Source organism: Flavobacterium sp. (genome assembly GCF_027531905.1).
Classification (GTDB): Bacteria; Bacteroidota; Bacteroidia; order Flavobacteriales; family Flavobacteriaceae; genus Flavobacterium.
In genome coordinates, this window is sequence record NZ_JAPZSU010000004.1 from 21,643 (window position 1) to 45,026 (window position 23,384).

The window sequence follows — 23,384 nt, forward strand, 5'->3', positions numbered from 1 at the left end:
TTAAGAACGGCTTTTAAATAGTATTTAAAATAATTTATTTATTATTTTATGTTAACTTTCATTCCGTCAACACCACCAACATAAATTACTTCAGTTCTTCTGTTTTCAGCTCTACCTTTAGCAGTTTTGTTAGTTGCTACTGGTTTAGTTGATCCGTATCCGTTAGAAGACAAATTAGCTGGATTAATTCCTTTTGCCACTAAAGCATCAACTACTGTTTTCGCTCTTGCTTTAGATAAAGCTAAGTTAGATTTTGGTTTACCAACGTTATCTGTATGACCGTTAACTTGGAATTTAGCAGTTGGGTAGTTTTTCAAGATTTCTTTGATTGCATCTAAGCTTGTTTCAGTGTCAGGACGAGCCTTATCTAAAGTAGATTTTCCTGTTACGAAGAAAATAGCTCTTGCTTTAACTCTTAAGTCTTCAATTACTTTTTCATCAACTACTGGACAACCTTTGTTTTCTTTAGGACCAGCTACAATTGGACAAGCATCCTCTGTATCTGGAACACCGTCTTTATCAGCATCTAATACTACTGGAATTGGACAACCTTGGTTATCTTTTGGACCAGCAACTGTTGGGCATTTGTCATCTTTATCAGCAACACCGTCACCATCTGTATCAGGACAACCTTTAGTTGAAGCAGGACCAGCAGCATCTGGACAAGCATCATCTTTATCAGCAATTCCGTCACCATCTGTATCAGGACAACCGTTGAAAGCTGCTAAACCAGCAACATCTGGACAAGCATCGCTTCCGTCAACGATTCCATCACCGTCCGTATCAGGACATCCATTGAATTGTTTTAAACCAGCAACTTCTGGACAAGCGTCATCTTTATCATAGATTCCATCTCCGTCAGTATCTTTACCTCCAAATTTGAAAACGATACCAGCAGTGTGTTGCACTAAAGATGGAGACTCTGGATTCAATCCATCGTTTCTTTGGTCATTAGGCAATGCCATTCTGTACCCAGAAGACAATGCTAAACCAACATTTTCAGTAAACCAAAAAGTTAATCCAACTCCCAAGTTAACGTGACCAAAGCTATCTTTTCCCAAGAAAGTATAACCTCCACCAGCTTGTAAGCTTGGATCAAACCATTTTGTACCAATTAAATCCATGAAAGAGTACTTTACTGTTCCATCAATTCCGTAAAACATTAAATCTCCAGGATTTGTTACACTCATTCCTCTTGCGTCAGCATTACTAGCAGTTGGATTAAAATTTACAAATTTATCAATTTTGTTAACTGATCCAGCCAATCCAAAAGAGAAACCGCCATTAATATGTCTAGACACGTTAATGTAAGATACTGAAGGAAGGATGTTCCAATTGTCTTTTACAGCAAATGGCTGAGAAAAATGTTGTTGAAACCAATTCACGTGATCTGGACCCGCACTAGATCTTGAATCAACCGCATTAGCTCCAATGGTAATAGCCCAAGGATTGTTACTGTCTTGCGCTTGCGAAGAAAAACCCGCAGCCATCAATACAGCAACTAAAAGTTTGTTAAGATGTTTCATAATGATTCTATTAAAATTTAGTTAATTATAAACAAAAATAGCAACTTATTTTTTAGTGACAAAATTAAAAGATAAAAAATACCTACAAAAAATAACGAAGCTGTTTGCTTTAAATAACTTTTAAAGCTTTACCTACTTTTTCAAAAGCAGCTAAAGCATTGTCTATGTGTTCTTTAGTGTGACTTGCCGATAACTGAACCCTAATTCTGGCTTTCTCTTTTGGTACTACCGGAAAAAAGAAGCCTATAACATAAACCCCATTCTTTAACAATTCATTAGCCATTGTTTGCGCTAATTTAGCGTCATACAACATAACGGGTACAATAGCTGAATCCCCATCAATGATATCAAAACCAGATTTAAGCATCCCTTGTTTGAAATAATTGGTATTCCACTCTAATTGATCTCTCAAGGTTGTATCTTTTTCCAACAACTCGAATACCTTAATAGATGCCCCAACAATTGCTGGCGCTAATGAATTAGAAAACAAATAAGGTCTTGAACGTTGACGCAAAATTTCAATTATTTCTTTTTTAGCTGTAGTATAACCCCCCATAGCACCTCCCAATGCTTTTCCTAAAGTTCCTGTGATGATATCCACACGTCCCATTACGCCTTTAGCCTCCAAGGTTCCTTTTCCTGTAGCACCGATAAAACCAGCTGCGTGACATTCGTCTACCATAACCATTGCGTCGTATTTATCGGCTAAGTCGCAAATTTTATCTAAAGGCGCCACAAGCCCATCCATTGAGAAAACCCCATCAGTAACAATCAATTTAAAACGGGTACCTGCTTCGGTAGCTTTGATTAATTGCTGTTCCAAATCCTCCATATTACTGTTTTCATAACGATAGCGAGCCGCCTTACACAAACGCACTCCATCTATTATAGAAGCGTGGTTCAAACTATCTGAAATGATACAGTCTTGCTCTCCTAATAAAGGTTCAAAAACACCGCCATTAGCATCAAAAGCTGCAGCGTATAATATAGTATCTTCGGTACCGTAAAAATCGGCAATCTTTTTTTCTAAGGTTTTATGAATATCCTGTGTCCCACAAATAAAACGAACGGATGACATTCCGAAGCCGTGAGAATCTAAAGTATCTTTTGCGGCTTGTATTACTTCGGGATGCGAAGAAAGCCCCAAATAATTATTGGCACAAAAATTAAGTACCGTTTCTCCATTCACTGTAATTTCTGCCCCTTGAGCTGAAGTAATGATTCTTTCTTTTTTAAAAAGGCCATTAGCTTCGATGGTTTGCAATTCGTTTTGCAAATATTCTTGTATCTTACCGTACATAGTATGTGTTTTAATATTCTAAATTTAGTTTTTATGACAAATTTACTATATCGATTGCTAATCCGATATATACCAATACCTTTTTAACTACTTTATATCCCATTTTCTCAATAGCATCTTGATAATTGTCCAGTTGCTGCTGATATTTAACATTATGAACTCCTGTTTTATAATCCAACAACAGCATTTCATTGCCCCTTTTCAAAACCATTCGGTCGGGTTTCATTGTTTTTCCTTCTTTTTGAATAATGGCTTGTTCGTTAAAAACCTGATTCCCTTCCTCAAAATACCCCTCCAACTCAGGATGTGATACAATGGCTTGAATCGTTTGCGTCACCGTTGCTGTTTGTTCGAAATGAATCCAACCATTTGCCAAAGCTATCTCAACGGCCTTTTCTATATCCTTTTGATATTTTACCAGTGATAAGATTTCGTGCACCACGTTTCCGTAAGCAATAGCCTCCTGCTGTTGCGTACCCCACATCAAGGCTTCTTTTTGAGCAATCTTGATATTTTTAGGATCTAAAAACGCTTTCATCACTGGAATTGACTTGGTAGAATCGATATGTTTTACAGATTTTGAAAGCTTGGTAGCAGAACCAAATTCATAGGTTAATTTTTCGCTATCAAATTGATTTTTGCTTTCTAAATAATTAATAAAAAAAGTACACATATTATTCTTAGGCAAAGCACCTTTATTGGATAAATTCATATTAGAAATAATATACAATTGCTCTTCTGCCCTAGTCAATGCCACATATAACACATTGATATTGTCTAACAATTCTTCTTCTTTCTTTTGATTGTAAACCAATGATGCTTCTGCACCAAAACCCTCAACCGCACTACTATTATCTACCAAGACTTTTTCTAAGCCAAGCTCTTCTTTTTCGGCATCGAGCCAGAGTTTATCTTTGGGTTTCCGTAAATAATCTTCTTCTGCAAAAGGCATAATTACCACTGGAAACTCCAGCCCTTTGGATTTATGAATGGTCATTATTCGGACTGCATTACTACCTTCTGGAGAAGGAATACTGAATTTGGAACCATTTTTCTCCCAAAACAGTAAAAAATCTGCTATTCCAGCTTGATTGCGAATGTCTCGCTCTAAGACAATATCTAGAAAATATTGCACATAAGAATTGCTGTTTGCTGCATTCAGAAACTTAGCAATACTAATCTCAACTGCTTCATACAAAGCTTTTTTTCGAATGTCTTGAAATGAAAATTGTACCCCGAATTGCTGTTGCAGCCAACCTTCAAAATCAGCTTCGTTTGACAATGCCATTCCTTGTGCGATACAATCAGGGACAGCGAATACATCTTGTTTGTTTTTGGCAATGAAATACAAAAAATTCACCTTAGCTTCTAAGTCATTGCTATTGTTCAAATACTTCAATAAATGAATCAAAAAACGGACTTCGGTGGCGTTTTGAATCATCAAAGTTTCTGAAGACAACAACGGAATGTTTTGTTCCGTTAAATAATTCGCTACCGCAATTCCTTGTTCTCGTTTTCGGGTAAGAATAACAATGTCTTTGTATTCAAAACCTTGAGCGATTACTTTTTGAATCGTTTGCAATGTTGCCAAAGCATACAATTCTGTTTTATCAAGTGTTTCCTCCTCTTCCTCATTAGTGACTGACTGAGGAATAAAAGAGATATTTACATAGCCTCCCGTTTTATCATTCGATTTTTGATGGCTGTGATTTTCGTATAAATCTTTGTAATCTTCATTGGTAAATTCAGCCGATAACATCTTGAAAAAAGCATTATTAAAGTCAATTACTTCAGAATAACTTCTATAATTTTTATCCAAGTGAATCAGTTGTTTATCTGGATTGCTAAACGGATTATGGTCTTTGCTCAAAGCGATAAATTGCTCTGCCTTTCCTCCTCTCCAACGATAAATGGATTGTTTGGGGTCGCCCACAATCATCAAAGTTCCTTTTACGCCATAATCATCTTGACCCGCCAAGGCATTATCAATTAGCGGAATGAGATTTTGCCATTGCATTTCGGAAGTATCTTGAAACTCATCGATAAAAAAATGGCGATAACGCTCTCCCAACCGCTCATAAATAAAAGGCGCAGGTTGGTTTTGAATCTCTCGATGAATAATTGCATTGAACTCGGCAATTGAAAGCACATTTTGTTCTTCTTGAATTTTGGCCAATTCATTACTTACCGTGTTCAACAAAGACAAAGGAGTAATGTTTTTGAGGAACGCTTTATAAAAATTAATCTTTTCAAAGGTTTTATAAATGGAAGCTAATTGACTCAAAAAATCAGGGAGTAAAGTCTCGATAATTGCTCGATCTTTGGCAGTTTTGTTGATGGCGACATCTTCTAAACCATTAAACATTTTGTTTTTTGGATTGAATTTCTTGTCAACAATGCTATTGATATGATTTGGAAAAGTTCCTCTCGAAAAAGATTTTACATCAATTCCGTTCGTTTCTATTTGTTCCAAAATCGATTGTGCTACCACAACTGTTTCTGCTTCTAGTTGCTTATTAATAGCTATTAATTTCTTTTTAACAGCTACAAAATCTGGAATTGTTTTGTCTTTAAAATGGGCGATTTCATTTCGATTATTTTCATTAAGCACCAATCTACCAGTTTCTAAAATTTCTCTTGAAATGTCCCAAGACTTATCATCATCGGTTTTTTCCATGGTAAAATCGATGAGTAATTGCGTTAGGGTTTTATCTTCTCCAGCTTGCGCAATAATGGCATCTACGGTTTCGATTAATAAATTTTCGGTATCCAAGGTCACTTCGAAAGTCATCGGGAGATTCAAATCGAGAGCAAAAGCGCGAATGACTTTATGGGTAAATTTATCGATGGTAGAAATATCAAAAGCCGCATAATTATGAATAATATGCTTGATGATTTGTTGCGCTTTGGTTTTGATTTGAATCAAAGACAACTGAGTATCAATAGCCAAATCCTGCATTAAATCAAGCGCTTTGGTATTTGGTTCTTCTTTGGCAAATTCGGATAGGCTACCTACAATCCTGCTCTTCATTTCTTGCACCGCTTTGTTGGTAAAAGTGATGGCTAGAATATGGCGATAGGCATCGTTTTTGGGGGCTACCAAAATAATTTTGAGGTATTCTTTGACCAATGCATAGGTCTTCCCCGAGCCAGCAGAAGCGTCATAAATTGAAAAGGAAGTGTTTTGCATAGTATGTTTGTTGTTAATAAACTTTTATTCCCCTTTAGGTGAAATTATTTTTACCACATAGGGAGAAACATAGAATTTATAATGCGTAAAAGAAAAGATAGACGTTTTACTATTCACATAGTATACTTGTGTGAAATAGAACTATTTCTATTTATTCTTTTTCATAAACTGCAATCTATTGCTCTATGTGGTTATTTTTTTATTTGAATTTCACCAAACTGTTGGAAATGTCGAACAATAAATAAAACTTCTCGATTATCCTAAACCATAGCCCTGATGGAAGCGGCATCCTTTGCTGCCGGGGTTCGGCAGCAAAGATATAGCGTACAGCAGGAAATAGCTCCTGATTACCAATCAGATTATTCTAGAATCAGGATTGTTACGTTGAAAATTTGTTCGAATAAAGCTTAAAAGTAGTATTTTTGCAGTATGGAAACAAATAGACAGAAAAAAATAGGCGGTGTAATCCAAAAAGATTTGGTGGACATTTTGCAAGGTGAAGTGAGAAAAAATGGCGTTACTAACTTAGTAATTTCAGTATCCAAAGTAGTGGTAACCTCAGATTTATCGGTAGCTACGGTGCATTTAAGTATTTTTCCTCAAGAAAAAGCACAAGAAACCTTGGCAGCTATAAAAACGAATACCAACTTGATTAAACACGATTTGTCGCAACGTGTTCGTTTGCAATTGCGTAGAGTTCCTAATTTGGTTTTCTTTATTGATGACTCGTTGGATTATATCGAGAAAATCGACAATGCCTTGAAAAATCAAGAAAATCCTATTGAAAACAGAGATTTATTAGAAAAACGCAGACAGTTTTAAATTGAATTTTCCGCTTTACATCGCGCACAGATACCTTAGAAGTAATAGCAAAAATAGCGCTATTAACATCATCAATCGTATTGCTAGTTTGGGCATTATTGTGGGTGCTATGGCGCTTTTTGTGGTGCTGTCGGTATTTAGCGGTTTGAAAGAATTTAGCCTTTCGTTTACCAACGAAATTGACCCCGATTTAAAAGCGACGCCCACCCTTGGCAAATCGTTTTTTGTTACTCCCCAACAAAATCAAGATATCAAAAAAATAGCTGGAATCGCTTCGTTCTCCAAGATTATTGAAGAACGAGTGCTTTTTACGTTTGCAGACAAGCAAGAAGTGACTTATTTGAAAGGAGTAGACACGCAATTCACCAAAGTAAACGCCATTGAAAAAAAATTGTACAACGGGCAATGGCTGCAACCCAACACCTATCAAGTTGTAGTGGGATACGGAATGGCGCAAAAATTCTCGATGGGTTTGTTTGATTATAATACGGCTCTAGAAGTTATGGTGCCAAGACCGGGAAAAGGTACGATTAATATTCCATCAGAAGCCTTCAATCAAACGGATTTGATTCCGATTGGGATTTATTCGATTAGTGAAGATTTGGATTCAAAATATGTTTTTGCCGATTTAAGCTTGGCGCAAGAATTACTCGAATATCAACCCAATCAAATTTCGGGAATTGAATTTAAACTCCGGCCAAATGCGGATGAAGACGATGTAATTGAGCAATTACAAACGATTTTCAAGAATAAAATCACGTTAAAAAACAGAGCGCAATTGAACGAGTCGCTTTATAAAATGTTGAATACCGAAAACATCGCGGTGTATTTGATTTTTACTTTAGTGATTGTCGTGGCGCTTTTTAACTTGATTGGCGCTTTGATTATGATGATTTTGGACAAAAAAGGCAATCTGAAAACCTTATTCAATCTCGGAACCGAAATCAAGAGCCTTCGCAATATTTTCTTGCTTCAAGGGACTTTATTGAGTGTTTATGGCGGAATTATTGGATTGCTTTTGGGCATCGTAATTGTGCTATTGCAACAACAATTCGAGTGGATTATGATTACCCCAACATTGGCTTATCCAGTCGTTTTTAGTTTTGAAAACATCGCTATTGTAATGGGGACCATTATCACCCTTGGCTTTTTGGCTTCGTTGATTGCTAGTAGTCGTGTGAGTAAAAAGTTATTAGAGTAACATTTTGTAACCCTAACAGGGTTTAAAACCCTGTTAGGGTTAGAGGTAAAATCATACCACTTCATACCCAGAATAAGCGTCGATAATCTCGTCAAGAACTGCGAATAATTCTTCAGGTTTATCAAGAGTAACCAATTGTTGTTTGTAGGTTTTGAACGAATGAATTCCTTTGAAATAATTGGTATAATGTGGTCTTGTTTCTACAATTCCGTGACGTTCGCCTTTCCAATCCATAGCCCAAATCAAGTGGTTGCGAACCGCTTCTACTCTATCAGCAACGGTGGGTTTGGCCAGATGTTCTCCCGTCTTAAAGAAATGTTTGATTTCATTAAAAATCCAAGGATAACCAATCGCGGCACGACCAATCATAATCCCGTCAACACCGTATTTGTTTTTGTATTCTAATGCTTTTTCTGGAGAATCGATATCGCCATTTCCAAAAATTGGCATGGTGATTCTTGGATTGTTTTTGACACGAGCAATGTGTGACCAATCGGAATGGCCTTTGTACATTTGGGCACGAGTCCTAGCATGAATACTCAATGCAGCCACACCAATATCTTGCAAACGCTCGGCCACCTCATCAATATTGATGGAGCTATCATCCCAACCCAAACGCGTTTTTACGGTTACAGGTAAATGCGTGCTATCAATCACCGCTTTGGTCAAACGAATCATCAAATCGACATCTTTTAAAACGCCTGCGCCTGCGCCTTTACAAACGACTTTTTTTACTGGACAACCAAAATTAATATCGATTAAATCTGGATTTACGGTCGAAACAATTTTGGAAGATAATGCCATCGCTTCTTCATCACCACCAAAGATTTGTATTCCAACGGGACGTTCGTAATCGAAAATATCCAACTTCATTCGGCTCTTGATGGCATCGCGAATTAGACCTTCTGAGGAAATAAATTCAGAGTACATCATATCAGCTCCGTGCATTTTGCACAATCTGCGAAAAGGCGGATCGCTTACGTCTTCCATAGGTGCAAGAAGTAAAGGGAAATCTGGAAGTTCTATGTTGCCAATTTTGATCATATTCTGGAAATTTGGCGCAAAATTACGCTTTTTAAATGAAAGGATAAAAAGGTAATTTTGAAAGACTTACTAGATATGGTTGTTGTTGGCTTTGAAGCTATTGAATTTAGCGTATATTTGCAGATTAATTGTCGTTTAGCAGGGTTTGCGTGAGTGATAGTAGCGGCATCCTTTTATGTAGCGATAGCGGAATAAAAGATATAGCGGATAGCACGACGGCTTTTTCTGCCGGCACGCCCCAATTTTGATTCGGCAAGTTATACAGTATTGATATTTATTGAAAATGAAACATATAAGAAATTTTTGCATTATTGCACACATTGACCACGGAAAAAGTACGCTGGCTGACCGATTGTTAGGCGCTACGCAAACGGTTACCGCTCGTGAAGAAAAAGCTCAATTGTTGGACAATATGGACTTGGAGCGCGAACGTGGCATCACCATTAAGAGTCACGCCATACAGATGGAATACACCTACAAAGGCGAACAATATATCTTGAATTTGATTGACACTCCGGGTCACGTGGATTTCTCGTATGAAGTTTCTCGTTCGATAGCCGCTTGCGAAGGCGCGCTTTTGATTGTTGATGCGGCTCAAAGTATACAAGCACAAACGATTTCTAACTTATACTTGGCTTTAGAAAACGATTTGGAAATTATTCCAGTTTTAAATAAAGTCGATTTGCCAAGCGCTAATCCTGAAGAGGTAAGCGATGATATTATCGATTTGTTGGGCTGTGAATTAGAAGATATTATTCACGCCTCTGGAAAAACAGGTTTTGGTGTCGAAAATATTTTGGCGGCCATTATCGAAAAAATTCCACCTCCAAAAGGGAACAAAGAAGAACCTTTACAAGCCTTAATTTTTGATTCACATTACAATCCTTTCCGCGGGATTGAAGTTATTTTCCGTGTGGTGAATGGAGAAATCAAAAAAGGGCAAAAGATAAAATTTATGGCTACTGGCAATGAATATTTTGCCGATGAAGTAGGTACTCTAAAATTGAATCAGGTGCCAAAAAGCATCATCTCCACTGGGGATGTTGGGTATTTGATTTCTGGAATTAAAGAAGCCAAAGAAGTAAAAGTAGGGGATACCATCACAGATGCCAAAACTCCTACCACCAATATGATTACAGGTTTTGAGGACGTAAAACCAATGGTTTTTGCGGGAATTTACCCTGTAGATACAGAAGATTTTGAAGAACTTAGAGCTTCGATGGAAAAACTACAGCTAAACGATGCTTCGTTGGTATTTACGGCTGAAAGTTCGGCGGCTTTAGGATTTGGTTTCCGTTGTGGATTCTTAGGAATGCTACATATGGAAATTATTCAGGAGCGATTGGAGCGCGAGTTCGATATGACGGTAATTACTACGGTTCCGAACGTTTCTTATTTAGCGTATACCAAAAAAGAGCCTGAAACAGCTATTATCGTTAACAATCCATCCGATTTGCCGGAACCATCAAAACTGGACCGTGTAGAGGAACCTTATATCAAAGCAACTATCATTACCAAGTCTGATTTCGTGGGTAACGTAATGAGTTTGTGTATTGAAAAACGAGGTATTATCACAAACCAAACGTATTTGACTACGGAACGTGTGGAGTTAAACTTTGATATGCCATTAGCCGAAATAGTATTCGACTTTTATGACCGATTAAAAACAGTTTCTAAAGGATATGCTTCGTTTGACTACTCTCCTATTGGAATGCGTACTTCTAAATTGGTTAAATTGGATGTATTATTAAATGCTAATCAAGTGGATGCGCTTTCTGCACTAATTCACGAAAGCAACGCATACACGATTGGTAAAAAAATGACCGAAAAATTGCGTGAGTTGATTCCGAGACAGCAATTTGACATTCCGATTCAAGCCGCAATTGGAGCTAAAATCATTGCTCGTGAAACCATAAAAGCCTTGCGTAAAGACGTTACCGCCAAATGTTACGGTGGAGATATTTCTCGTAAACGTAAACTATTGGAAAAACAGAAAAAAGGTAAAAAACGTATGCGCCAAGTAGGAAATGTAGAAATTCCACAGGAAGCGTTTATGGCGGTTCTTAAACTGAACGACTAGTTTTTTTAGAGAAAAGAATATAGAAAATAGAATAAAGAGAAAACCTGACGATGTAAAAGTTATCAGGTTTTTTGTTTCTAATTTCCCCTTCTGGGGATTAGGGGGCTTTTATTTATCCTTCAGCCAATCAAACAAACGCTGCGCATCCGAGCCTTTGAATAATTGGGTACCTTCGTTCATCGTGGCAGCTGAACCACAAGCTACTCCCCAACGAATGACTTCTTTCAAGGGTTTATTTTGAGAAAGTGCCCATACCATTCCTCCTACCATACTATCACCAGCGCCTACTGTACTCTTTTTAGCAACATTGGGAGCAGGAACAAACTCATAATGATCTTTGGTCACCAAAACAGCGCCTTGTGGACCAAGGGATACCACTACTATTTCCGCACCTCCTTTGGCTATAATTTGCTTGGCTGCTTCATTTACTTCTTCCATTTCTAGTCGCTCTTCTCCAATTAACTTGGCTAGTTCACCAACATTTGGTTTGATTAAATAAACGCCAACTTCAAGGACTTTTTCTAAAGCTTCTCCCGAAGTATCAATAATTAATTTTGAGTTGTTCTCTTTAGCAATATGCGCTACTTTTTGATAAAAATCGGCATTCAAACCTTCATTTAAACTACCGCTAGCGACCAAAAATTTGGGTTTGTACTCAGCAATTTTTGCTAAAAATCGCTCACTTTCTTCTTGTTTTAACGAACCTCCTGTAAATCCAAATCGGTATTGTGAGTTGGTATTCGTATCTACCGCCACAAAACTTTCTCGTGTCCAACTCTCAACAACAACAGCCTCACTGGCAATATTTTCTTTTGCTACTAATTCTTCCAACAATTGCCCTATTGCTCCACCTGAAGTAAATAAAGCCATAGAATTACCTCCCAAACGAGCAATCGCTTTAGAGACGTTGATTCCGCCACCTCCAGCGTCGTATCTTGGGATTTCGCAACGGATTTTTTGTTCGGCTACTAATCCTTTAAAACTTGTGCTTTTATCAACTGCTGGGTTGACCGTTAGGGTCACTATATCGAATGCTTTCATACTTTCAATTTTTAATTACATAAAGATGCATATTTTCAATGAAAATCGAAGCATACTTGGCAATTAATTCTTTGTACCTTTGCCTTTTTAAAACCATAAATAAACATGATTGAAGATAAAAACCCTCAACGTACTAGTATTGCTCAATTAGGTGAATTTGGGTTAATCGACCATTTGACAAAAAACTTTGAAATTAACCAAGAATCAACATTAAAAGGAATTGGTGACGATGCAGCTGTTTTAGATTTTGGCACAAAAAAAACAGTAATTTCAACCGACTTGTTAATTGAAGGAGTACACTTTGATTTGGCTTATATGCCTCTGAAACATTTGGGCTACAAAGCAGTTGTAGTTAATCTCTCTGATATTTGTGCCATGAATGCCAAACCTACACAAATCACTGTTTCGGTAGCCGTTTCCAATCGATTTCCTTTAGAAGCTTTAGAAGAATTATATGAAGGAATTGCACGAGCTGCCAAAGAATACAAAGTTGATGTTATAGGTGGCGATACCACTTCTTCTCAAAAAGGAATGATTATTAGCATTACCGCTTTAGGTGAAGCAGATGAAAACGAAATCGTTTATCGAAACGGAGCCAAAGCTACCGATTTATTAGTAGTGACTGGAGATATTGGTGCTGCATATATGGGACTTCAAGTTTTAGAAAGAGAAAAACAAGTCTTTCAAGTAAATCCAAATTCACAACCTGATTTAGATACCTATACTTATTTGATTGAGCGACAACTAAAACCAGAAGCAAGAACCGATATTCGTACCTTATTACACGCTTTAGAAATACAACCAACAGCAATGATTGATGTATCTGATGGTATTTCTTCTGAAATCATGCATTTGTGCAAACAATCTAATGTGGGGTGCAATTTGTATGAAGACAAGTTACCATTAGACCCTCAATTTATTTCTGTTTGTGAGGAATTCAACATTGATAGTACAACTATCGCAATCAACGGTGGAGAAGATTATGAGTTATTATTTACTATAGCAATGTCTGATTTTGATAAAATTAAAGGAAACCCAAACTTTACAATTATTGGACACATGACAGAACCAGGTGAAGGCCTTCACTTAGTTACTCGTGCAAATACAAAAATTCAATTAAAAGCAAGAGGCTGGAATGCCTTGAGTGAGTAATCATTTTAGCAAAAAAAAGAGTCGTTTTCTTAATTGAAAACGACTCTTTTTTTATTATACCTGTCTAAAAAAATACTCTTAAAATAATTCTAAAAAATCAATACAAAAGCAATAAATTTATTAGAAACAAAACACTTTAACATTAAAAATAAAAAAGGTGGAATCTCTTCCACCCTTTTTGCCCCAAATCTACCATAAACTTAACCTACTAATATTATGGTTTAGTAAACTTACTATAAAGCTATAGTACTAACAATCTTTTTCGATGAAATGCAAAAAAATCCGATTAAATACAGATTTTATGATTTCTTTAATACGCTCTTGCGTCTTTACCCTCATAAAAATTCATAAATGCACGATTGACCACGCGATTTCCTCCTGGGGTAGGGTAATCACCTGTAAAATACCAATCTCCTAAATTTTTAGGACAAGCTATATGTAAATTCTCAACGGTTTGGAAAATAATTTTTACTTCTGCATTGATTTCAGAAGAACTTAACATTTCTGCAATCTTATCAGAAACCTCTTGAGGCGTAAATGGCTCATATATGGCGGTAACATAATTTACCACTTCAATATCTTTAAAGTTCTCTTGAGCTTTACACTTAACGTATACTTCATCGACAATATGATATAGATTTCTTTCTTTAAGCAACTCTAAAGCTGCTTTAAAAGCAATTAACCCTTCTAACTTGGCCATGTCTATTCCGTAACAGTCTGGATAGCGAATTTGAGGTGCTGAAGAAACCACAACAATACGCTTTGGATTCAAACGATCCATCATTTTAATGATACTTTTCTTTAATGTAGTTCCACGAACGATACTATCATCAATAATCACTAAATTATCCGTTGGCTGAACCACTCCATACGTCACATCATAAACATGAGCTACTAAATCATCTCTACTACTATCCTCAGTAATAAAGGTTCTTAATTTAGCATCTTTAATCGCTACTTTTTCGGTTCGGATTTTAACAGCTAATAGCTCTTGTAAACTCTCAGCTGTTAACGTATTTCTATTGGCTAAAATATAATTGTTTTTACGCTGATTTAAGAAATCCTGTGCCGCTTCAACCATTCCAAAGAAAGACGTTTCAGCAGTATTAGGAATATAAGAAAAAACAGTGTTATCAGTATCGAAATCAATGGTTTCCAAAACAGCTGGCAATACCAGTTTGCCTAACATTTTACGCTCTTTATAAATCTCTGCATCACTTCCTCTTGAGAAATAGATTCGTTCAAAAGAACAGGCTTTTTTGGTAATTGCTGGAAGAATTTCTTGCATGGAAACAGTTCCATTCTTTTTGATGATCAAAGCAGCTCCTGGATCGATTTCATGTACTTCATCAAAAGATACATTAAACACCGTTTGAATCACTGGTCGCTCTGAGGCCACCACAACAATTTCGTCATCTTGGTAAAAATATGCAGGGCGAATTCCCGCTGGATCTCTAAAAACAAATGCATCTCCATGCCCTAAAAGCCCTGCCATCGCATAACCTCCGTCAAGATTTTTGGCAGCACGTTGTAAAATCTTTGCAACATTTAATCGTTCGGCAATTACAGGCGAAGCTTCTCTTTTATTTAACCCTTCATTTTTGCAATCTTGATACAAATCAGTAACGGCATCATCAAGAAAGTGACCAATTTTTTCCATCACTGTAACAGTATCCGCCATCTCTTTTGGATGTTGACCTAACTCTACTAAATTTTCAAAAAGTTCTTTAACATTGGTCATGTTAAAGTTTCCAGCTAGAATCAAATTACGGTGCATCCAGTTATTTTGACGTAAAAATGGATGTACACTCTCGATACTATTTTTACCGAAAGTACCATAACGTACATGCCCCAAAAACAACTCCCCTAAATAAGGAATATTCTCTTTTTGAAGCGCAACGCTATCGGCATATTCAGGGTGTTCAGAAAGTTCATCATTAATTCTCGAGTTGATTTGAGCAAAAACATCTTGAATGGGCTGGGCATGATTCGAACGCACTCGACTGATATATCTTTGACCTGGCTCAACATCTAATTTTATACTTGCAAATCCAGCACCGTCTTGTCCTCGATTGTGCTGTTTTTCCATAAGCAAATACATTTTTTGGATGCCATAAAAAGCAGATCCGTACTTTTCTTTGTAGTATTCAATTGGCTTAAGAAGCCTAACTAAAGCGATTCCACATTCGTGTTGTAAAGCGTCACTCATGGTATTTGTTGTTGTGTTGTATTAAATTGTGTATTAAAAAAAGCTCAGTTTCCTGAGCTTAAGTCATTATAGTTCGATATCAAATTGAGTCAATGCTTTGAAGAGTCTCAAGCGTTGATTCACTTCTTCTGCATCTAAACCAACCATTCGTTCCGTTCCAAATTTCTCCACACAAAAGGAAGCCAAATTAGAGCCGTAAATGATTCCGTTTTTCATGTTTTCAAAAGAAATATTTTCACTTTGAGCAATATATCCAGAAAATCCTCCTGCAAAAGTATCACCCGCACCTGTTGGGTCAAAAACTTCTTCTAATGGTAAAGCAGGAGCAAAAAATACTTCGTTTTTATGAAACAAAAGGGCTCCGTGCTCGCCTTTTTTAATCACAACATATTTTGGCCCTAATTCCTGTATTTTGGCCGCAGCTTTTACCAAAGAATATTCGCCAGATAGTTGTCTTGCTTCTTCATCATTTATGGTAATTACATCTACGCGCTTAATAACATCTAGCAATTCAGGCAGTGCACAATCCATCCAAAAATTCATAGTATCCAAAACTACTAGTTTCGGAGTAGTCTCCATTTGATCCAAAACACTACTTTGTACTAATGGATGAAGATTTCCTAACATTACTACTTCAGCATCTTTGAAATTTTGAGGTACTTTTGGTTGAAAATCAGCTAAAACATTAAGCTCTGTAACCAATGTATCTCTCGAATTCAAATCATTGTGATACAAACCACTCCAAAAGAAAGTCTTACCATCTTTAACAATTTCAATTCCTGAAATATCTATGTTTCGAGAAGTTAATAAATCCAAATGCTCTTGTGGAAAATCATCTCCAACTACAGAAACAATAGCAGAGTTTAAGTTGAAAAAAGAAGCTGACAAACCAATATATGTTGCCGCACCTCCTAATATTTTATCTGTTTTCCCAAAAGGGGTTTCAATTGCGTCGAAAGCTACTGTTCCAACAATCAATAATTTATTCATTTGCTGTGTTTCGAATTAAGGCGCAAAGATAGTTTATAAAGTGTAAAGTTGCAACGATTGCAAGTCCCAAAGAAACAAAAGAAAAAAACATTGATTTTAAGGTTATTACATCATTTTTTGATCCTCTTTTTCATAAAAAGAATCAATAGAAAGTTGCTTTTGTTGCGAAGCCATCACGGCCAACTCATCGCAACGTTCGTTTTGAGGATGATTATTATGACCTTTGATCCATTTAAAATCTACTTGATGCTTGCGATAAATAACTAAAAAACGCCTCCAAAGATCTGCATTTTTCCTGTCAACAAATCGTTTTTTTTCCCATCCAAAAACCCATTTTTTTAAAACAGAATCTACCACATACTTAGAGTCAGAAATGACCAAAACGGAAGTGTTTTCATTTTTTAGCTTTTCAAGACCAACAATTACAGCTAAAAGCTCCATTCTATTATTAGTAGTTAAACGAAATCCTTCATAGAATTCTTTTTTATAAGGTTTGCCTACCCACTCCATAACTACGCCATAGCCACCAGGACCGGGATTGCCTTTGGCCGCTCCATCGGTATAAATATGAACTTGATGTGACATTTAGAGAAATTAGTTTTTAATTAAGTGATTTATATGATTTACTTTTAAAAGTTTAGTCACCTAATAAATTGTCTATAACAGTAGGAAAGTGTTTTTGTTCTAATTCATGAATTTTTACCGCTACATCCTGTGGGGTATCTTCGGGAGTAAGAGCGACAGAGGACTGAAAAATAATCGCTCCCTCATCGTAATTTTCATTTACATAATGAATAGTGATCCCAGTCTCATTTTCCTTGTTAGCAACCACAGCTTCGTGAATATGCATGCCATACATACCTTTGCCTCCAAATTTTGGCAATAATGCGGGATGTATATTTATAATTTTATTTGGATAAGCATCAATTAGATTTTGAGGAACTTTTAATAAAAAACCCGCCAATACAATTAAATCAGGCTGAAAAGCATTTATTTTATGTAATAAAAAACCTTCTTTTAGTTCTTGATTTGAAAAAATTTGAGAAGAAACTTCTAATTTTGCAGCACGTTCAATCACCTTTGCAGATGGATTATTAGTGAAGACATTCACAACTTTAGCTTTAGAAGAATTCGAAAAATATTTAATGATATTTTCTGCATTTGTTCCCGATCCTGAAGCAAAAACAACAATTTTTTTCATGTTACAACTCATTTTATTTTGCAAAAAACGACATAAAAAACGAAAAAAAACAGCTTTGATTGTCCTTTGTTAAAATAAATTTTAGTTTTTATGCAATACATTTATAAACTAAATAGTAGTTTTAAAATAAAGTTTTTTATTTTTGCCAACAAATTAAATTCTAAAATTAAAGATTATGTCAGACATTGCATCAAGAGTAAAAGCGATTATCGTAGACAAATTAGGTGTTGACGAAAACGAAGTTGTAACAGAAGCAAGCTTCACAAATGATTTAGGAGCTGACTCATTAGACACTGTTGAGCTTATTATGGAATTCGAAAAAGAATTCGACATTCAAATTCCAGACGATCAAGCAGAAAACATTGCTACTGTTGGTCAAGCTATCTCTTACATCGAGGAAGCAAAAAAATAATAAATTTTCACCCGTTTGCATTCCTTGTAAACGGGTGTTATTATTTTTAAAATCAATTTAATACTTAGGAGAGGGATTTTCCTCCTTATAAATACTTATATTGTAATACCCATGTCTCTTTTGTACTCTATATACAATAAAAGAATGCGTGGGTTTTATTTGTTTAAAGCTAACAAAACACATACGTTATGGAATTAAGACGAGTTGTAGTTACAGGATTAGGTGCACTAACTCCAATTGGAAATAACATCCAAGAATACTGGCATGGTCTTTTGAATGGAGTAAGCGGAGCTGCTCCAATTACATACTACGATACCGAAAAACACAAAACAAAATTTGCGTGTGAAGTAAAAAACTTCAATATTGAAGATTATATGGATCGCAAAGAATCTCGCAGACTAGATAAATTTGCACAATACGCTATTGCCGCAAGTGATGAAGCTATTAAAGATGCTGGATTAACAGACGACAATATTGACAAACAAAGAGTAGGCGTTATCTGGGGTGCTGGAATTGGTGGACTTGAAACTTTTCAAGACGAGGTATTGTATTATGCAAAAGGTGACGGAACTCCAAAATTCAATCCTTTTTTTATTCCAAAAATGATTGCAGATATTGCTCCAGCTCACATTTCGATGCGAAATGGCTATATGGGTCCCAATTATACAACAGTTTCAGCTTGTGCTTCTTCTGCTAATGCATTAATTGACGCGTTTAACTACATCAGATTAGGAATGTGTGACGTGATTATCTCTGGAGGCTCTGAAGCAGCGGTAACAATTGCAGGAATGGGGGGCTTTAGTTCGATGCACGCTTTATCTACTAGAAATGAAAGTCCAGAAACCGCTTCGAGACCTTTTGATGCCACGAGAGATGGCTTTGTATTAGGTGAAGGTGCTGGCGCACTTGTACTTGAAGATTACGAACATGCAAAAGCGAGAGGTGCAAAAATATACTGTGAAATTGGTGGTGGCGGAATGTCATCCGATGCCTATCATTTAACCGCTCCACATCCAGAAGGAATTGGAGTTATTGCTGTAATGAAAAACACCCTTCGAGATGCAGGAATGAATCCAGAAGACGTAGATCACATCAATACACACGGAACTTCTACACCTCTTGGAGACGTGGCTGAGTTAAAAGCTATAAGTGCAGTGTTTGGCGACCATGCTAAAACCATCAATATCAATTCGACCAAATCTATGACAGGTCACTTGTTGGGAGCAGCAGGAGCAATTGAAGCTATTGCTTCCATCTTGGCCATGAAACATGGAATAATTCCTCCAACGATTAATCATAGCGTTGTAGATGACAAAATCGACCCATCACTAAATCTTACTCTAAATACACCACAAAAAAGAGAGGTAAATGTGGCTATGAGTAACACTTTTGGTTTTGGCGGGCACAATGCTTGTGTATTGTTTAAAAAATTAGTTGACTAATTTCGTATGCGAATTTTAAAAAAAATATTTTCAAAATCCCGTTCTCTCGAAGACGGGATTTTTTTTAATGCTCTCGAAAAAATATTAGGTTTTCCACCAACCGAGTTAGAATCCTACCGGAAAGCATTCACACATCGTTCCTCGAACAAAGTAGACAAAGAGGGCAATCCTATGAATTATGAACGATTAGAGTTCTTAGGAGATGCCATGCTAAGCTCGGTAATTGCTGGTTATTTATTTAGTAAAGCACCTTATGGAGACGAAGGTTATTTAACCAAAATGCGTTCCAAAATAGTAAGTAGAGAACACCTAAATGAACTAGGAAAAGACTTAAATTTAATCCAATTCATCGAAAGCAAGGTTCCGGTACAACATTTTGGAGACAACATTCATGGCAATATCTTTGAATCTTTAATTGGCGCCATTTATCTGGATAAAGGATATGTTTTCTGTGAAAAATTCATCAACTCAAGAGTAATTACACCTTATGTTGATATTAGCCGATTAGAAGGCAAAGTAATCAGCTATAAAAGCTTGGTTATCGAGTGGTGCCAAAAAGAAAAAAGAATATTTCATTTTGATATTTTTGAAGACAATGCCATTGACGGACAACGTTTATTTGGCGTCCGATTGAGTATTGACGACAAAGTAATTGCCAAAGCAAGAGCTACTTCCAAAAAGAAAGCTGAAGAAAAAGCAGCCCAAAGAGCTTATTTTGCCTTTCAAGAAAAAATAAACAAGAAATAATCTTATTTTTCTTAAAACTATATCGTTTTCGTTAAGGATTTAACAAAATCATATTAATCTTTCTTAGAAAATCTTCCATAGAAGTAGTACCTTTACTGCTAATTTATTTTTGAAATGGCAGTTCACAAAGTAAGTTTAGATGAGTTTGAAGAAATAGACTATTCTATCATTGCTATACATACTCCTTTGGAGGATTATCGTTTGGCTTATTTCATTAATCTTGCCTTAAACATTAATCTTAGCAGAAGTCCAAAAGACATTTTGATTGATATAAAAGAAGGAAAATCTTTTTTCTCGAAATACTCTTATTATGATGCCAAAAAAGACAGTACTTGGCATCTAATTCAAAATAAAAATGAAGTAATTCAGAGCGATACTAAGCAAAAATCCAATCTGTTTTTCGATCAAAATCTAGAAATAACGGCTCAAGTATATTTGTTACCTGAACTAAAAAAAGCAGACTATTTCTTAAAAATTGAAGCTTGTCATAGCAATTTTAATAAAATAAAAACAGTTGCTGATTTAAACACTATAGAAACCATAAGTATGGTATATAGCGTAAAAACAGAAACCATAAAATCAAAAAACAATTTAATTTTTTAACAACAATGCTTACAAACAAAAAAACGAAAATTGTAGCCACACTAGGACCTGCATGTAGTACAAAAGAAGTCATCAAAGACATGATTGAGGCAGGAGTTAATGTATTTAGAGTAAACTTTTCGCACGCTGATTATGAAGATGTAAAAAACAAAATCAGTATTATTCGTGGCCTAAATGACGAATTTGGATACACAACAGCAATATTAGGCGACCTACAAGGTCCAAAATTACGTGTTGGCGTGATGGAAGAAGGAGCATTTGTTAATGAAGGTGACTTAATTACATTTACTACGGCAGAAGATATTCTTGGGACTTCTAAAAAAGTTTTCATGAAATATCAAAACTTTCCAAACGATGTAAATCCAGGGGAAAGAATACTTTTAGACGACGGAAAACTTATTTTCGAAATCGTTGAGACTGACAAAAAAAGCGAAGTACTTGCCAAAGTTATTCAAGGTGGAGAATTAAAATCAAAAAAAGGAGTTAACCTTCCTAATACAAAAATCTCTCTTCCAGCTTTGACAGAAAAAGATATTGCTGATGCAAAATTTGCGATTGAACAACAATTAGACTGGATTGCCCTTTCATTCGTTAAAACACCAAGAGATTTACAAGACTTACAAGAATTAATCGCTGAGCATTCTGAATTCAAAATTCCAATTATTGCCAAAATCGAAATGCCTGAAGCATTAGAGAATATGGACAAAATTGTAGCTTTTTGCGATGCTTTAATGGTAGCTCGTGGAGATTTAGGGGTTGAACTTCCTGCTCACGAAGTACCATTGGTTCAAAAAGAATTGATCAGAAGAGCTAAAACGGCAAGAATCCCTGTAATTGTAGCCACTCAAATGATGGAAACAATGATCACAAGCCTTACTCCAACTCGTGCTGAAGTAAATGACGTTGCAAATTCTGTTATGGATGGTGCAGATGCTGTAATGCTATCTGGAGAAACGGCAACAGGTAACTATCCGGTCCAAGTTATTCAGAAAATGACACAAATTTTGGAAGCGGTTGAAGATTCACCACTGATCAATGTTCCTCAAAATACACCACAAATAAAAACAAATCGTTATATTACTAAAACAATTTGTCACCATGCTGCGATGATGGCCAACTCAATCAATGCAAAAGCTATTTGCACATTGACAAATAGTGGCTATACTGCTTTCCAAATATCGGCTTGGAGACCTAATGCACACATCTTAGTATTTACATCAAACAGACGTATTCTGACACAGCTTAATCTATTATGGGGAGTTAAATCCTTTATGTATACAAAAGATGTTAGCACAGACGATACCGTTACTGATGTAAACGAAATCGTAAAAGAGAAAGGTTTTGTGAAAAAAGGAGATTTTTTAATCAATTTAGCAGCTATGCCAATCAAAGACAAAGGAATGGTTAATACTCTAAGAGTATCTGAAATAGCCTAATCCCTAAAGTATAGATTTAAAGAACGCTCCAAAAATTTGGAGCGTTTTTATTTATATTTTACTTTAAAAATATCCGGAGTATTTATATCTTTAACCTTCATTAATTTTCATTCCATAACTATAAAACAACACTTATGGCTTTTAATAATTCGAACAACCCGTTTTTAAACAACAAAACATTCAAAAATCAAGGAAATTCTAACGAAGTGCATCAAGCTACAATCATTGATTATAACTCCGAAATGTCCCTGACTGGAACCATAAACAAAAGTCTAATTCTTTTTTTATTGCTTACAGCCGCAGCAACAATTACTTGGTGGATGGCATTTAATGATATGAATCCAATCGTACCTGCTTTTGGTGGAGCTATCGTTGGGCTAATTTTGGTAGTAATTGCTGCTTTCAAACCTCATCTATCGCCTTATTTAGCACCTGGGTATGCTGTTTTTGAAGGGCTTTTTATTGGAGGTATTTCTGCTATTTTTGAGGCTAAATATCCTGGCATTGTACTACAAGCCGTTGGAGCAACATTTGTTACCTTTTTAGTTTGTTTAGGCCTTTACAAGTATAAAATTGTAAAAGTTACAGAGCAATTCAAATCTGTCGTTATTGCTGCAACTTTGGCAATTGCAACCTATTACCTAATTTCTTGGTTGTTTTCAATGTTCACGAGTTTTACTCCCGTTCATCACGACAATTCATTAATGAGCATTGGAATTAGCGTTTTTGTAATCATCATTGCTGCATTGAATTTGTTCCTAGATTTTGACAGAATAGATCAAGGCGTAAATCAAAGAATGCCTAAATACATGGAATGGTACGGAGCTATGGGATTACTTATTACCTTAGTGTGGTTATACATAGAGTTCCTTAGATTACTCTCAAAACTTTCCAGTAAAGATTAATTAAAAAAGGAAACTTCCGAAAAAAATCATTGCGACTTCTAAAAATTGCATATGAAAATTTGGTTCAGTAGGTTTCTATATCT

The 23,384-nt window shown here is 36.0% G+C and carries 19 protein-coding genes; 10 read left to right on the plus strand and 9 right to left on the minus strand.

The window, feature by feature from the left end:
• Window positions 1-41: 41 nt before the first annotated feature.
• The 3 genes from O9307_RS01660 to O9307_RS01670 all read right to left on the minus strand — a co-directional run bounded on the left by O9307_RS01660 (window position 42) and on the right by O9307_RS01670 (window position 6,016).
• Window positions 42-1,526 (minus strand): OmpA family protein, encoded by a 1,485-nt coding sequence (locus tag O9307_RS01660; protein WP_298294684.1) that lies wholly within the window; start codon window positions 1,524-1,526, stop codon window positions 42-44.
• Between the two features lie 109 nt (window positions 1,527-1,635).
• A complete protein-coding gene (kbl, locus tag O9307_RS01665) occupies window positions 1,636-2,826 on the minus strand; it encodes a glycine C-acetyltransferase (protein ID WP_298294686.1) in 1,191 nt (396 codons plus the stop codon).
• Between the two features lie 31 nt (window positions 2,827-2,857).
• A complete protein-coding gene (locus O9307_RS01670; protein ID WP_298294688.1) occupies window positions 2,858-6,016 on the minus strand; it encodes a UvrD-helicase domain-containing protein in 3,159 nt (1,052 codons plus the stop codon).
• Between the two features lie 429 nt (window positions 6,017-6,445).
• Here O9307_RS01670 and rbfA point away from each other — a divergent pair, with 429 nt between their 5' ends.
• The gene (gene rbfA, locus O9307_RS01675) at window positions 6,446-6,838 is read left to right on the plus strand and encodes a 30S ribosome-binding factor RbfA (RefSeq protein ID WP_298294690.1); all 393 of its coding nucleotides are present in this window, start codon (window positions 6,446-6,448) and stop codon (window positions 6,836-6,838) included.
• A gap of 1 nt (window position 6,839) precedes the next feature.
• Window positions 6,840-8,039, plus strand: coding sequence for an ABC transporter permease (locus tag O9307_RS01680; protein WP_298294693.1), 1,200 nt, complete (start codon window positions 6,840-6,842; stop codon window positions 8,037-8,039).
• Between the two features lie 51 nt (window positions 8,040-8,090).
• Here the strand turns inward: O9307_RS01680 and dusB are convergent, their stop codons facing one another.
• Window positions 8,091-9,083, minus strand: a complete 993-nt coding sequence (gene dusB, locus O9307_RS01685) for a tRNA dihydrouridine synthase DusB (RefSeq protein ID WP_298294695.1) — start codon at window positions 9,081-9,083, stop codon at window positions 8,091-8,093.
• Window positions 9,084-9,366: 283 nt separating this feature from the next.
• On the opposite strand from dusB, the gene lepA reads away from it, so the two are divergent.
• Window positions 9,367-11,163, plus strand: a complete 1,797-nt coding sequence (gene lepA / locus O9307_RS01690) for a translation elongation factor 4 (RefSeq protein WP_298294697.1) — start codon at window positions 9,367-9,369, stop codon at window positions 11,161-11,163.
• 108 nt (window positions 11,164-11,271) lie between these two features.
• Here lepA and O9307_RS01695 read toward each other — a convergent pair whose 3' ends face one another.
• A complete protein-coding gene (locus O9307_RS01695; RefSeq protein WP_298294699.1) occupies window positions 11,272-12,204 on the minus strand; it encodes a 1-phosphofructokinase family hexose kinase in 933 nt (310 codons plus the stop codon).
• 105 nt (window positions 12,205-12,309) lie between these two features.
• Between O9307_RS01695 and thiL the strand changes: the two genes are divergently transcribed.
• Window positions 12,310-13,356: a thiamine-phosphate kinase gene (thiL, locus tag O9307_RS01700; RefSeq protein WP_298294701.1), complete on the plus strand. Its 1,047-nt coding sequence runs from the start codon at window positions 12,310-12,312 to the stop codon at window positions 13,354-13,356.
• Window positions 13,357-13,666: 310 nt separating this feature from the next.
• Here the strand turns inward: thiL and O9307_RS01705 are convergent, their stop codons facing one another.
• From O9307_RS01705 to purN, 4 genes are all read right to left on the minus strand, one after another.
• A complete protein-coding gene (locus O9307_RS01705; protein WP_298294703.1) occupies window positions 13,667-15,565 on the minus strand; it encodes an amidophosphoribosyltransferase in 1,899 nt (632 codons plus the stop codon).
• 66 nt (window positions 15,566-15,631) lie between these two features.
• Window positions 15,632-16,555, minus strand: a complete 924-nt coding sequence (locus O9307_RS01710; RefSeq protein ID WP_298294705.1) for a PfkB family carbohydrate kinase — start codon at window positions 16,553-16,555, stop codon at window positions 15,632-15,634.
• 105 nt (window positions 16,556-16,660) lie between these two features.
• Entirely contained in the window at window positions 16,661-17,140 is a 480-nt protein-coding gene (gene rnhA, locus O9307_RS01715) for a ribonuclease HI (protein WP_298294706.1), read from the minus strand.
• Window positions 17,141-17,192: 52 nt separating this feature from the next.
• Complete coding sequence (gene purN, locus O9307_RS01720) at window positions 17,193-17,756, minus strand: phosphoribosylglycinamide formyltransferase (RefSeq protein ID WP_298294708.1); 564 nt, start codon at window positions 17,754-17,756, stop codon at window positions 17,193-17,195.
• A 175-nt stretch (window positions 17,757-17,931) separates the two neighbouring features.
• Between purN and O9307_RS01725 the strand changes: the two genes are divergently transcribed.
• From O9307_RS01725 to O9307_RS01750, 6 genes are all read left to right on the plus strand, one after another.
• Complete coding sequence (locus O9307_RS01725; RefSeq protein ID WP_007137004.1) at window positions 17,932-18,168, plus strand: acyl carrier protein; 237 nt, start codon at window positions 17,932-17,934, stop codon at window positions 18,166-18,168.
• Between the two features lie 188 nt (window positions 18,169-18,356).
• Window positions 18,357-19,610: a beta-ketoacyl-ACP synthase II gene (gene fabF, locus O9307_RS01730; RefSeq protein WP_064715764.1), complete on the plus strand. Its 1,254-nt coding sequence runs from the start codon at window positions 18,357-18,359 to the stop codon at window positions 19,608-19,610.
• Window positions 19,611-19,616: 6 nt separating this feature from the next.
• Entirely contained in the window at window positions 19,617-20,357 is a 741-nt protein-coding gene (gene rnc / locus O9307_RS01735) for a ribonuclease III (RefSeq protein ID WP_298294711.1), read from the plus strand.
• A gap of 114 nt (window positions 20,358-20,471) precedes the next feature.
• Window positions 20,472-20,960, plus strand: coding sequence for an IPExxxVDY family protein (locus O9307_RS01740; protein WP_298294713.1), 489 nt, complete (start codon window positions 20,472-20,474; stop codon window positions 20,958-20,960).
• Between the two features lie 5 nt (window positions 20,961-20,965).
• The gene (pyk, locus tag O9307_RS01745; RefSeq protein WP_298294715.1) at window positions 20,966-22,396 is read left to right on the plus strand and encodes a pyruvate kinase; all 1,431 of its coding nucleotides are present in this window, start codon (window positions 20,966-20,968) and stop codon (window positions 22,394-22,396) included.
• 134 nt (window positions 22,397-22,530) lie between these two features.
• Entirely contained in the window at window positions 22,531-23,301 is a 771-nt protein-coding gene (locus O9307_RS01750; protein WP_298294717.1) for a Bax inhibitor-1/YccA family protein, read from the plus strand.
• The last annotated feature ends 83 nt before the right edge of the window (window positions 23,302-23,384 follow it).